The sequence below is a fragment of the Streptomyces sp. NPDC037401 genome, from assembly GCF_055602345.1.
Map to the genome: position 1 here is coordinate 248,443 of NZ_JBVJWO010000008.1, position 12,450 is coordinate 260,892.

11 protein-coding genes and 1 pseudogene are annotated in these 12,450 nt (G+C 74.8%); 6 read left to right on the forward strand and 6 right to left on the reverse strand.

The window, feature by feature from the left end; all coding sequences use genetic code 11:
* Positions 1-95 precede the first annotated feature (95 nt).
* The 3 genes and pseudogenes from ACZ7H1_RS10860 to ACZ7H1_RS10870 form a co-directional block, all read right to left on the reverse strand.
* Positions 96-266 (reverse strand): annotated as a pseudogene (locus ACZ7H1_RS10860) (type II toxin-antitoxin system PemK/MazF family toxin); the annotation flags it as partial.
* 38 nt (positions 267-304) lie between these two features.
* The gene (locus ACZ7H1_RS10865; protein WP_470785531.1) at positions 305-1,747 is read right to left on the reverse strand and encodes an amidase; all 1,443 of its coding nucleotides are present in this window, start codon (positions 1,745-1,747) and stop codon (positions 305-307) included.
* A gap of 19 nt (positions 1,748-1,766) precedes the next feature.
* Positions 1,767-2,420 carry an alpha/beta fold hydrolase gene (locus ACZ7H1_RS10870; protein ID WP_470785532.1) on the reverse strand — a complete coding sequence of 218 codons (654 nt, stop codon included), beginning with the start codon at positions 2,418-2,420 and terminating at the stop codon, positions 1,767-1,769.
* 899 nt (positions 2,421-3,319) lie between these two features.
* Here ACZ7H1_RS10870 and ACZ7H1_RS10875 point away from each other — a divergent pair.
* The 5 genes from ACZ7H1_RS10875 (at position 3,320) to ACZ7H1_RS10895 (ending at position 9,316) form a co-directional block, all read left to right on the forward strand.
* Positions 3,320-4,351 carry a LacI family DNA-binding transcriptional regulator gene (locus tag ACZ7H1_RS10875; RefSeq protein WP_470785533.1) on the forward strand — a complete coding sequence of 344 codons (1,032 nt, stop codon included), beginning with the start codon at positions 3,320-3,322 and terminating at the stop codon, positions 4,349-4,351.
* Between the two features lie 206 nt (positions 4,352-4,557).
* Positions 4,558-5,742 carry a thiolase family protein gene (locus tag ACZ7H1_RS10880; RefSeq protein ID WP_470785534.1) on the forward strand — a complete coding sequence of 395 codons (1,185 nt, stop codon included), beginning with the start codon at positions 4,558-4,560 and terminating at the stop codon, positions 5,740-5,742.
* Positions 5,743-5,875: 133 nt separating this feature from the next.
* Positions 5,876-7,315, forward strand: a complete 1,440-nt coding sequence (locus ACZ7H1_RS10885) for an aldehyde dehydrogenase family protein (RefSeq protein WP_470785536.1) — start codon at positions 5,876-5,878, stop codon at positions 7,313-7,315.
* A 92-nt stretch (positions 7,316-7,407) separates the two neighbouring features.
* Complete coding sequence (gene trxA, locus ACZ7H1_RS10890; RefSeq protein ID WP_470785537.1) at positions 7,408-7,788, forward strand: thioredoxin; 381 nt, start codon at positions 7,408-7,410, stop codon at positions 7,786-7,788.
* Positions 7,789-7,873: 85 nt separating this feature from the next.
* Positions 7,874-9,316 (forward strand): dihydrolipoyl dehydrogenase family protein, encoded by a 1,443-nt coding sequence (locus tag ACZ7H1_RS10895; RefSeq protein WP_470785539.1) that lies wholly within the window; start codon positions 7,874-7,876, stop codon positions 9,314-9,316.
* Positions 9,317-9,352: 36 nt separating this feature from the next.
* Here the strand turns inward: ACZ7H1_RS10895 and ACZ7H1_RS10900 are convergent, their stop codons facing one another.
* Complete coding sequence (locus ACZ7H1_RS10900; RefSeq protein ID WP_470785541.1) at positions 9,353-9,733, reverse strand: VOC family protein; 381 nt, start codon at positions 9,731-9,733, stop codon at positions 9,353-9,355.
* Between the two features lie 96 nt (positions 9,734-9,829).
* Positions 9,830-10,252 (reverse strand): VOC family protein, encoded by a 423-nt coding sequence (locus tag ACZ7H1_RS10905; RefSeq protein ID WP_470785542.1) that lies wholly within the window; start codon positions 10,250-10,252, stop codon positions 9,830-9,832.
* 67 nt (positions 10,253-10,319) lie between these two features.
* On the opposite strand from ACZ7H1_RS10905, the gene ACZ7H1_RS10910 reads away from it, so the two are divergent.
* A complete protein-coding gene (locus ACZ7H1_RS10910; RefSeq protein ID WP_470785544.1) occupies positions 10,320-11,033 on the forward strand; it encodes a GntR family transcriptional regulator in 714 nt (237 codons plus the stop codon).
* On the opposite strand, the gene ACZ7H1_RS10915 is transcribed toward ACZ7H1_RS10910, so the two are convergent.
* Positions 11,002-12,387, reverse strand: a complete 1,386-nt coding sequence (locus ACZ7H1_RS10915) for a phosphoribosyltransferase family protein (protein ID WP_470785545.1) — start codon at positions 12,385-12,387, stop codon at positions 11,002-11,004. The two genes, ACZ7H1_RS10910 and ACZ7H1_RS10915, sit on opposite strands and share 32 nt — an antisense overlap.
* Between the last annotated feature and the right edge of the window lie 63 nt (positions 12,388-12,450).

The following is a 12,450-nucleotide window of genomic DNA, read 5'->3' on the forward strand; positions in this document are numbered from 1 at the left end:
ACAGACGGAAACGGCCTCCCGGAGCACCTTCCGGGAGGCCGTTTCAGCGTGTTTCTGCTGGTCAGGTGATATGTAGGTGATCGATGGTGAATCTGTCGACCGCAGTTCTCCTCGTAAGGCACCCACGTCCACACGATCTCGCCCGGATCCGGGTCGCCGTCGGGGTCGGGTGCGTACGACATCCGCACCGGGCCCGTCTCCAGCGGGTCCGCCTCGGTGGTCGCGTCGGCGCCCTGGCGCCCCGGCTCGTCCAGAGAACTGGTCATGCCGCCACGCTACCGCCCTGCCCGCGGCGCAGCGCCGCTCAGACCGGGGCGCGTCCCGCCGGGACCGCGCCCGGCGCCGGCCACCGCTCGAACCACCTCTGGTCCGCTTCCAGTTGCGCCGCGAGGGAGATCAGCAGCGGCTCGCCGTGGGCGGGCCCCAGCAGCTGCGCACCGAGCGGCAGCCCGTCGGGGGACAGCCCGGCCGGCACGTTGACCCCCGGCCAGCCCAGGACGTTCCACGCCCACGCGTACGGACAGACGGCGATCATCGCGCGGTCCGTCTCCAGGGCGCTCCCCAGCCCGGCCAGGGCCCCGATCCGCGGCGGGGGTGCGGCCGTGGTCGGCGTGAGGACCACGTCGAAGCGCCCGAAGATCTCCCCGACCCGGTGCTGCAGGAGGGCCTCCGACCGGCGCGCGAGCCGCAGCGGGGCCCCGTCCAGCACCCGGCCGGTCCGGGCCGCCTCCCGGGTACGGGGATCCAGCAGCGCGCGGTCCGGCACCCGCTGCGCCCACTCGCGGATCCCGCTGGTCGCCCTCGGCACGAACGCCAGCCCGATCTGGCCGTACCGCGGATCCGCGGGAACCACCTCGTGCCCCAGCGCCTCCAGCCGCCCCGCCAGCCGTTCCACCGCCGAACGCACCGCCGGGTCCAGGGACTTGGGAGTGGCCGTGAACGGCATCCGGAACGACAGGGCGATCCGCAGCCTGCGCGGCTCGGTGCGGGCCGCGGCCCGGGCGTCCACGGCCGGCGGCCGGTGCAGATCGCCCGGGTGCTGCCCGCTCGCCGCGTCCAGCAGCAGTGCCGCATCGGCGACCGTGCGCGCCAGCACGCCGTTGACCGTGATGCCGCGGAACGCCTCGGGCTCCGGCCAGGTGGAGATCCGGCCTCGCTGGGGCTTGATGCCGATCAGATGGGTCCATGCCGCGGGGATGCGCACCGAGCCCGCGCCGTCCGAGCCGAGGGCCGCCGGCACCAGCCCCGCCGCGACCGCGGCGGCCGAGCCGCCGGAGGAGCCGCCCGGTGTGTGCGCCGGGTGCCACGGGTTGCGCGTGGCACCGAAGGCCGGCCCCTCCGTCCACGGCCACTGGCCCAGCTCCGGCGTGTTGGTCTTCCCGACGATCACCGCCCCGGCCGCGCGCAGCCGCCGTACGGCCTCGCTGTCGGCGCTTTTGGCCGGGAACGCGCCCGGGCAGCCGAACGCCGTCGGCTCCCCGGCCACGTCCATGTCGTCCTTGACCGCGAGCGGTACGCCGAGCAGCGGCAGCCGCTCACCGGCCGCCAGCCGCCGGTCCTGCCCGGCGGCTTCGGCGAGGGCGGCCTCGTGGCGGACGATCCGGAAGGCGTTCAGCGCCGGCTGGGCGGCGTCGATGCGCTCCAGCGCCTGCCGGGTGAGCTCCGTCGCGGACACCTCCCCCCGGGCCAGCGCCCCTGCCGTCTCCACCAGTCCTGCAGCGCGTGCGGGCGCACTCGGCTCCGACACCGGACCTCCCCGTTACCGATCAGTAGTACCCACGGTAACGGCGAGGCGGGGGTGTGTCCTCAGATCCAGCCGTCCAGCGAGGCCGTGAAGCCGTCGAAGTCATCGGGAAGCTGGGGTCGGCCGGCTGGACAAGCGAGGGCACGACGGGCTCCGCGGGCAGCAGGTCGCTGCCGAGGAGCGGAGCCGGCGCCAGGGCCGTCGCCTCGTCCCAGAGGGCCGGCGTCCTGAGCTCGATGTCGACGTCCGTCTCCTCCCGGCGCGGGTTCGTCGCCGCGATCCGCTCCCTGGTGGCGGTGGACTCGAACTCGGCGAACATCTCCGGCCCGAAGCCCTCCTCGGAGCTCGCGAGGTGCCAGGCGGGGTCGGAGTGCACCGCGCGGGCGGGCCGGAGCCGGTCCACGGCGAGGGAGAGGGACAGGCCGCCGGGCGAGTGCCCGATCGCGAGGTCCGCCCCGGCGGGCAGGGTGTCGGCCAGGTCGTCGGCGAAGGCCTGCGGGCCGTACGCGCCGCGCCCGCCGGCGCCGTGGCCGCGCAGGTCGACGGCGATCACGCGGTAGCCGCGGCCGGCCAGCGCCGGGCCGACCCGCCGCCACGTGCGGTGGTCGGCCATGATGCCGTGGACGAGGAGGGCGCTGCGGTCCCCGTCGCCCCGGGTGTGGGTGTGCAGCTGCACGGTGGTGCCTCTCTGATCGGTGACGGCCAGGTCTGCCCGGCGGGCGGGTGCGCACGCATCGGCGGACCGACCGTGCGCAGAGGGAAGTCCGGGGGGCAGCGCACGGAGCGGATCGGCTTCACGGCGAGTGCGCCCGCGACGGAGAGGGCCGCGGCCGTGACGAACGGCGCATGGAGCAGCCGAAGCCGAGTCCGTTGACGACGGCGACGGCCGGCATCGCGGTCCAGCGCGTGGACAGCGCCGGTACCGGCACGCCCAGTGCCGAGAGCGGGGCAGGCGCCGACGAACAGCTTGCGCCGGTCGTGGCGGTCCGAGAGCCAGCCGCCGAGCACCCGTCGGGTCCGTGGATCCTGGGCGGCGTCCTGCTCGCCGTACCCGCGACGCTGCTGCTCGGACACGCGGACACCATCCTGCTGATCACGATCTCCCGGTGTCTCGGCCGGGCCGTCGTGAACGTCTACCCCGCGACGGGACTGAACACGGTCGCGAAGATCGCGGAGACCCCCGCTATCAGGCCGAAATTGGAAACCTTGTTCGTCGGTCGACGCCCTCGGCCTGGAGCGCCGGCAGCACGCCCGCTACGCCGGTGTGGAGCGCGTACATGGCCGTGTTGCCGACGCGCAGCAGGGGCAGCAGCCGGAGGCCGGGCCCGGAACGGGCGGTGGGGCAGGGGGCCACCGGTACCGCGTCCGGTACCGGGTGAGGAATGGACCACGTTGCCCTCCAGGGCAGGTGACGGGGTGACGGCGCCGTGGTGACAGCAGGGGTGCGGCTGTCGTGGCAGGGGTGGTCACCGCAGTGGTTACACGTGCCAGTGAAGCGTGTAACCACTGTGCGGCATCCGTTTCAGGCCATCCGCCAGACCCCGGCACCGACCGGTCTGGAAAGATGCGACGGCAATGTCGAAGTCACCGAAAACGCAGGCAGCCGAACGCGGAACAGCCGTCCCGACGAGCGCCGACGTGGCCCGCCTGGCCGGCGTCTCCCGCGCGACCGTCTCGTACGTGCTCAACAACGCGGAGGCCGTCCGGATCAGCGAGCCCACCCGCCGCAAGGTCCGCGAGGCCGCCGAGGAACTCGGCTACGTCCCGCACGCCGCCGCCCGCAGCCTGCGCGCCGGGCACACCCGGATCGTGCTGCTGCCCACCGCCCACGTCCCCGTCGGCCCGCTGTACAGCCGCTTCCTCAACGAGCTCCAGTGGGGGCTGCGCCGCCTCGACTACACGGTCGTCCAGTACGGCAGCCTCGGCCTGACCGGCGACCAGGCCGCCCGCGCCTGGGCCGAGCTCCGCCCGGTCGCGGTGATCTCCCTCGGCGAGATCACCCTCTCGGCGCGCAACATCGCCACGCTCAAGCGCGCCGGGGCCCGCGCCGTGATCACCCTGGGCCCCGGCCGGGTCGCCGGGGCGCACGCGCTGGTGATGGACCAGCGGGAGGTGGGCGCCCGGGCCGCCGGCCACCTCCTGGAGCGCGGCCGCCGCCGGATCGGGGTGGTCGTACCCGAAGAGGAGGGCTTCGAGATGTTCTCCGCCCCGCGCCTCGAGGGCGTGCGCGCCGTCGCCGGAGCGGCCGGAGCGCAGGTGGAGGCCCTCCCCATGAGCTACACCGAGGAGTCCGCGGCCGGCCTCGCCGCCCGCTGGCACGGGCTCGGCCTCGACGCCGTCTTCGCGTACAACGACGAGTACGCGATGCTGCTGATGCGGGCCCTCCAGGACGCCGGCATGGACGTCCCCGGTGACGCCGCCGTCATGGGTGCGGACGACCTGCTGCTCGGGAAGCTGCTGCGGCCGCGCCTGAGCACCGTGCAGATCGAGATGCCCACGGGCGACCGGCTGGCCGCCCTGGTGGACCGGGTGGTCCGCGAGCCCTCCGAGGCCCCCGAGCGGTACGACCTGATGGCGGCGCGCGCCCTGGCGCGCGAGTCGACCTGACCTGATCCCGGCGATCCCGGTCCGGCTGCCGGGCGGTCCTGCCGTCCGCGGCCGCCGCACCCGGCTGCCGCGGGTCGACCGACGGGACGGCCCACGAGACGACCGAATGTCCGGTCGGGCGTTGACACGGCACGCCGGGCGGACGGAGACTGCGGGCGCGTCGACCCGGACGCGCCGACCCGCACGGATCTGCCCTGGAGACCCCGATGAGCATCCGCGACGTGTACATCGTCGACGCCGTACGCACCCCGATCGGCAAGTTCGGCGGCGCCTACGCCGGGGTCCGGCCCGACGACCTGGCCGCGCACGTGGTCCGCGCGCTGGTCGACCGTACGCCCGCACTCGACCCGGCCCGGATCGACGACGTGGTCTTCGGCGACGCCAACGGCGCGGGCGAGGACAACCGCGACGTGGCCCGGATGGCCGTCCTGCTCGCCGGGCTGCCCGTGAGTGTCCCCGGCGTCACCGTCAACCGCCTGTGCGGCTCCGGGATGGAGGCCGTGATCCAGGCGGCCCGCGCCATCGCGCTCGGCGACGCCTCCGTCGCCGTCGCGGGCGGTGTCGAGTCGATGACCCGCGCCCCCTGGGTGGTGCAGAAGCCCGAACGGGCTTTCCCCGCCGCCCACCAGCAGATGTGGTCCACCACGCTCGGCTGGCGGATGACCAACCCGCGGATGCCCGAGGAGTGGACGGTCTCCCTCGGCGAGGGCGCCGAACTCGTCGCGGACAAGCACGGGATCACCCGCGAGGCCCAGGACGCCTTCGCCCTCGACAGCCACCGCAAGGCCGCCGCCGCCTGGTCCGCCGGCCTCTACGACGGCGAGGTCGTCCCCTACCCGGGTGCGGACCTGGTGCGCGACGAGTGCATCCGCGAGTCCTCCACCCCCGAGGCGATGGCGAAGCTCAAGCCCGTCTTCCGGCCCGGGGGCACGGTCACCGCCGGCAACGCCTCGCCGCTCAACGACGGGGCCGCCGCCCTGCTGCTGACGGACGAGGAGGGGCTGCGCGCCACCGGCCGCGAACCGCTCGCCCGGATCCGGACCTCGGCCGTCACCGGCATCGAACCGCAGATCTTCGGGCTCGGCCCGGTCGACGCCGTCCAGCGCGCCCTGACCAAGGCCGGTCGCGGCTTCGGCGACCTCGCCGCCTTCGAGCTCAACGAGGCCTTCGCGGCCCAGGCTCTGGGCTGCCTCGCCGAGTGGCCGGACCTCGACCCCGCCCTGGTCAACCAGCGCGGCGGCGCCATCGCCCTCGGCCACCCGCTCGGCGCCTCGGGCGCCCGGCTCGCCGGATCCGTGGCGCACCAGCTGGCCGCCGCGGGGTCCGGCACCGGGCTCGCCGCGCTCTGCATCGGCGTCGGCCAGGGCATCGCCCTGGTGCTCGAGCGCTGACCCGGCCCGGCGCTGTGGATCAATTCAGGTCACCAACTGCCCAATAACTGAACAGATTTGACGGACCGCTCTGGCTAGCATGGCGCGCGTGCCCGGGCCCCCGCCGGGCCCGCGAGGACCGGGAGACCGCCCCATGCCCCTGCTCGACCCCGCCACCTGGCAGGACGGCCGTACGCTCACCGGCGGCACGGCACCCGTGACCGAACCGGCGACGGGCGACACCCTCGCCACCGTCCGCCTCGCCTCGCCCGCGGACGTGACCGCGGCGGCCGTCCGGGCCGAGGCCGCCCAGCGGGACTGGGCACGCGCCGCGCACACCGAGCGCGCGGCCGTACTGCGCCGGGCCGGAGACCTGTTCACCCGGCACGCCCAGGAGCTCGCCACCTGGATCGTCCGGGAGTCCGGCTCCATACCCGGCAAGGCGGCCTTCGAGCTGCACGTGGCCGCGCAGGAGTGCTACGAGGCGGCTGCGCTGGCCTCCCGCCCGGTCGGCCAGGTCCTGCCGAGCGAGGCCCCGCGGCTGTCGTACACCCGCCGGGTCCCGGCCGGGACGGTCGGGGTGATCGCGCCCTTCAACGCCCCGCTGATCCTGTCGATCCGCTCGGTGGCGCCGGCGCTCGCCCTCGGGAACGCCGCGCTGCTGAAGCCCGATGCGCGTACGGCCGTCTGCGGCGGGATCGCCCTGGCGGCGGTGTTCGAGGCGGCCGGGCTGCCGGAGGGGCTGCTGCACGTGCTGCCCGGCGGGCCGGACACCGGACGGGCACTGGTGGCCGAACCGCGCGTTCGCGTGGTGTCGTTCACCGGGTCCACCGCCACCGGGCGGGCGGTCGGCGAGGCGGCCGGGCGCGCGCTCAAGCGGGCGCACCTCGAACTCGGCGGCAACTCGGCCCTGATCGTCCTGGAGGACGCCGACGTGGAGGCCGCGGTCGGCCAGGCCGCGTGGGGCTCCTTCTTCCACCAGGGCCAGATCTGCATGACCGCCGGCCGCCACCTCGTGCACGCCTCGCTCTACGACGAGTACGCCGAGCGGCTCGCCGCCCGCGCGGAGGCCCTCGCGGTCGGCGACCCGTACCGGGAGGAGGTGCACCTCGGCCCGCTGATCGACCGCGGCCAGCTCGACCGGGTGCACGCCCTCGTCGAGGCCAGCACGGCAGCCGGGGCGAAGCTCCTGGCGGGCGGCAGCCGCGTGGGGCCGTTTTACCGGCCGACGGTCCTCGCGGGGGTCGGGGACGACACCCCGGCCTACGCGGAGGAGGTCTTCGGGCCCGTCGCCCCGGTGCGGTCCTTCCGTACGGCCGACGAGGCGGCGGAACTGGCCGCGGCGGGACCGTATGGCCTGTCACTGGGGATCGTCACACGTGACATTGCACGCGGTCTGGCGCTCGCCGACTGCATCCCCACCGGCATCGCCCACATCAACGACCAGACCGTGAACGACGAGGCGGTGGCGCCCTTCGGCGGTGTCGGCGCCTCCGGGACCGGCGCCCGCTTCGGCGGGGAGGCCAACCTCGACGCCTTCACGGAACTGCGCTGGACCACGGTCCGCGGCGAGCCCGCCGGGTACCCGTTCTGAGACAGCCGCCCGGCCGGGGGCGGAATAGCAGGGGCCGTGCGGCGGTTGTCGCGGACGGCTGCGCCCGCAGACGACGAAAGAGGGACGACGCAATGGCCACCGTAGAACTCACCAAGGACAACTTCGACGACACGGTCAGCTCCAACGGCTTCGTGCTGATCGACTTCTGGGCGTCCTGGTGCGGTCCGTGCCGGCAGTTCGCCCCGGTCTACGAGAAGGCCTCCGAGACCCACCCCGACCTCGTCTTCGCGAAGGTGGACACCGAGGCCCAGCAGGAGCTCGCCGCCGCCTTCGAGATCCGCTCCATCCCGACCCTCATGGTCATCCGCGACCAGGTGGCCGTCTTCGCCCAGCCCGGGGCGCTCCCCGAGGCCCTGCTCGAAGACGTGATCAGCCAGGCCCGCGCCCTGGACATGGACGAGGTACGGGCCAAGATCGCCGAGGCGCAGGGCTCCGGCGCGGCGGACGCCTGACACCCGGCCGCCCCCGGAACCGCGTGAACGGCGCGAACCGCGCGAACCGCGTGCGCGGCCCGTCCGCTGCCCCGAGACTGTCCCCATGACGGAAGCAGTGGAGTACGACGTCGTGGTGCTCGGCGGGGGACCGGCCGGCGAGAACATCGTCGACCGCACCCGGGCGGCCGGGCTGAGCACCGCCGTGGTGGAGAGCGAGCTCGTCGGCGGCGAGTGCTCGTACTGGGCCTGCATCCCCAGCAAGGCCCTGCTCCGCCCGGCCCTCGCCCGCGCCGACGCCCGCCGGGTGCCGGGCCTCGCCCCCGCCGTCCAGGGCCCGCTGGACGTCTCCGCCGTGCTCGCGCACCGCGACTGGTGGACCGGCAACTGGAAGGACGGGGGCCAGCTCGGCTGGCTCGACTCCATCGGGGCCCACCTCTACCGCGGCCACGGCCGGCTCTACGGGGAGCGGAAGGTCAGCGTCACCAGCCCCGAGGGCGAACACCACATCCTGTCCGCCCGGCACGCCGTGGTCGTCTCCACGGGCAGCCGCGCCGTCCTGCCGGACCTGCCCGGCGTGGCCGGGGCACGTCCCTGGACCAGCCGCGAGGCCACCAGCTCCCAGCACGCGCCGGCGCGCCTGGCCATCGTCGGCGGTTCGGTCGTCGGCGTGGAGATGGCCACCGCCTGGCAGGCGCTCGGTTCGCAGGTGACCCTGCTCGTGCGCGGCCCGCGCCTGCTGCCCCGCATGGAGCCCTTCGCCGGGGAACTGGTCGCCGAGAGCCTGCGCGAGGCCGGTGTGGACGTCCGTACCGGCGTGTCCGTCGAGGCCGTGGTCCGCGACGGCTCGACCGGGCCCGTCACGGTCGTCCTGGAGGGCGGCGCGCTGGTCGAGGCCGACGAGCTGCTCTTCGCGACCGGACGGACCCCGCGCACCGAGGACGTCGGACTGGACACGGTCGGCCTCGAACCGGGCGGCTGGCTGCCGGTCGACGAGAGCTGCCGCGTGCTCGGCAAGGACTGGCTGTACGCCGTCGGGGACGTCAACCACCGTGCCCTGATGACGCACCAGGGCAAGTACCAGGCGCGGATCGCCGGGGCGGCGATCGCCGCCCGCGCGGCCGGCGGGGCGCACCCGGAGACGGAGGCGGACACCGGGCCCTGGGGCGCCCACGCCGCGACCGCCGACAAGGCCGCGCTCCCGCAGGTCGTCTTCGGCGATCCGGAGGCGGCGGCGGTCGGCCTGACGCTGGAGGCGGCCGAGCGGGCCGGGCACCGGGTCAGGGCCGTCGACTACGACCTCGGCAGCGTCTCCGGGGCGGGTCTGTACGCCCACGGGTACCGCGGCCGGGCCCGCATGGTCGTCGACCTGGACCGGGAAGTGATCCTCGGTGCGACCTTCGTCGGCCCGGGCGTGAGCGAGCTCCTGCACTCCGCCACCGTGGCCGTCGCGGGCGAGGTCCCCCTGGCCCGCCTCTGGCACGCCGTCCCGGCCTTCCCGACCATCAGCGAGGTGTGGCTCAGGCTGCTGGAGACCTACCGCGGGTAGCCGTCGTGCACGCCGTCCGTCACCGGCCGGGCGCGTTCAGGGCGTCTCGTCGAGCACTGACAGGACGTTGCCCGCGGGGTCCTTGAACCAGGCGATGGACGGCATGCCGCCCTCCTGGCGGACGATGCCCTTCTCGTCGGCGTCGAAGCCGTCGTACCGTTCGAAGCGCACACCGCGCGCGGTGAGGTCGTCGACGGCCTTCTCCAGGTCGGTCACGGGGAAGTTGAGGATGGTGAAGCCGGCCGGCTCGTGGTTCTCCTTGGGGTAGATCAGCACCGTCGCGTCACCCGTGAGGTGCAGGAACAGCATGCCGTTCTCCTCGGAGACGCGCAGGCCGAGCGTCTCGCCGTAGAACTCCCTGGCCTTGGCCAGGTCGTCGACCGAAAAGCCGCTGAATGCCTTGCTGTCAGCGAACATGGCGATCCTTCTGTCCGACTCTTCCCCGCTGCCCTTTCCCCTCCGCCGGGGATCTCCTTCCATCCTCGACCCCGGTGCGCGGGCCGTCGACCCGGGCTACTTCGCGAACACCTGCGACTCGTCCCGGAACGCCTTGAACTCCAGGGCGTTCCCGGCGGGATCGAGGAGGAACATGGTCCACTGCTCCGCGGGCCGGCCTTCGAAACGCACCGAGGGCTCGATCACGAACGCCGTACCGGACCCGCGCAGGCGCCCGGACAGCTCGTGGAAGCCGGGAACGGACAGGGCCAGGCCGAAGTGCGGTACCGGCACGCGGTGTCCGTCGACCTCGCCGTACGCCGGCCGGTCCGCCGGGCGACGGCCGTCGAGGTGGGTCACCAGCTGGTGCCCGTGGAAGTCCCAGTCGACCCAGGTGTCCGTGGAGCGGCCCTCGGGAAGTGCGAGCACACCGCCGTAGAACGCGCGCGCCGCGACCAGGTCGTCGACGGGGATGGCGAGGTGGAAGCCGGGGCGGTTCATCGGTGACTCCTTCCGTTCCTGCTCATGACTTTGACCTCTCGGCCGACTGATGTCAACATTCGAACTTATGGACATCATGGGGAGCGGGGCGGTGGCACCGGCCCAGCGGCGGGGGCTCGCGGACGAGGCCGCCGACCGGGTGCGCGAGGCGATCCTGCAGGGCCGGTTCCCGCCCGGGGCGCCACTCCGGGAGGTGGAGCTGGCCGCATCGCTGGACATCAGCCGCGGCTCGGTCCGCGAGGGCCTGGCCGTGCTCGCGCGCGAAGGACTCATCCGCAGCGCCTGGCACCGCGGTACGAAGGTCATCGACGTGACACCGCAGGAGGCGGAGGAGGTCTATGCCGTCCGCGCCGCCCTGGAACGCCTCGCCGCCCGCCTGGCCGCCGAGCGCGCCGCGCCGGAGGAGGTCGCCGCCCTGGACGCCGTCGTCGACACGATGGCGGCGGAACTCGCCCGCGGCGCGGACGGCCCCCGGCTGCTCGCCCTCGACCTGGACTTCCACGACCGGATCTACCGGCTCGCCCGCAACGCCCGTCTGTACGAGGCCTGGTCCGGAGTCCGCTCGCAGGTCCACCTCTTCCAGCTGACCCGGGTGCGGCTCGGGTACGAGAAGTACCGCGCCGCCGTGGTCGACGAGCACCGCGAGCTGGTGCGCCTGATCGGCGCCAAGGACCTCGCGGCGCTGGAGCGGGCGGCCGAGGAGCACGTGCTGTCGGCGTGCCGCGTGCTGTGCGCCCAGCTGGCCGGGGCTACCGGTCCGGGGGAGCCAGGTACCGGGTGAACCACTCCCGGGCCAGCGCGGCGACCTCGTCCAGGGTCCCCGGTTCCTCGAAGAGGTGCGTGGCACCCGGGACCACGTCGAGCCGGTTCTCGCAGGTCAGCTCCGCCTGGGCCGCCCGGTTGAGCTCGAGGACCGTCGTGTCGCGCCCGCCGACGATCAGCAGGGTCGGCGCCCGCACCCCGGGCAGCGCGTCCCCGGCCAGGTCGGGGCGCCCGCCGCGGGAGACCACGGCGCCGACGTCCGCGTCCGGCGCGGCGGCGGCCCGCAGCGCGGCCGCGGCGCCGGTGCTGGCTCCGAAGTAGCCGATCCGCAGGGCCCGGCCGGTTGCCTGTCCACCGGCCTGCCCGCCGGCGCGCCCTCCGGACTGCTCGCCGGCCCGTCCGCCCGCGTGGTCGCGCAGCCAGCGCGTGGCGTCCCCCAGCCGTCCGGCCAGGGCGGCGACGTCGAAGACGTTCGCCCGGTCGGCCTCCTCGGCCGGGGTGAGCAGGTCGAAGAGCAGCGTGCCCAGGCCCGCCGCGTTCAGCTCGGCCGCCACCGCACGGTTGCGCGGGCTGAGCCGGCTGCTGCCGGAGCCGTGGGCGAACATGACGACGGACCGGGCGCCGGGCGGCAGGACGAGGTCCCCGGCCAGCCGCAGCCCGCCCGCCGCCACCTCCACCTCCCGCACTTCCCGCCCGGCGGCCGCGGCGGTGCCGCCCGGGCCGTCCTCGCGCGCCGTGGCGGCCGCCGCCTGCGCCAGCAGCGCGACGACCTCCTCGTCGGGCGTCTGGGAGAAGTCCCCGTACCACTCGCCGACGGCCCGGAACCCCGGTGGCGTCGACAGGCAGACCACCTCGTCGGCCTCCGTCCGCAGCCACGCCACGGCGTCCGGCGGCGCGACGGGTACGGCCAGCACCACCCGGGCCGCACCCTGGGCCCGTACCACCTCGCACGCGGCCGCCGCGGTCGCGCCGGTCGCGATCCCGTCGTCCACGACGACCGCCGTGCGGCCGGCCGGCGACACCTGCTCCCTGCCCGCCCGGAACCGCTGCGCCTGAAGTGCGAGCGTCTCCTCGGCGGCGCGCTCGACGGCCGCCAGCTCCTCGGGGCGGGCCCGGCTGCTGCGCACGATGTCGTCGTTCACGATCCGTACGCCGCCCTCGCCGATGGCGCCGAACCCCAGCTCGCGGTGGGTGGGCACGCCGAGTTTGCGGACCACGATCACATCGAGGGGGGCGTGCAGTTCCCGGGCCACTTCGAAGGCCACCGGTACACCGCCCCGGGGCAGCCCGAGGACGACCGGGTCTTCCCCCGCCAGGTGCCGGAGCGCTGCGGCCAGCCGGCGCCCCGCATCGGTACGGTCGGTGAAGAACACGGTGCTCCGCCCCCATCCCGGGGTGAGACGGCATCCACTTCCCCGCCTCCTTCGACGCAACCG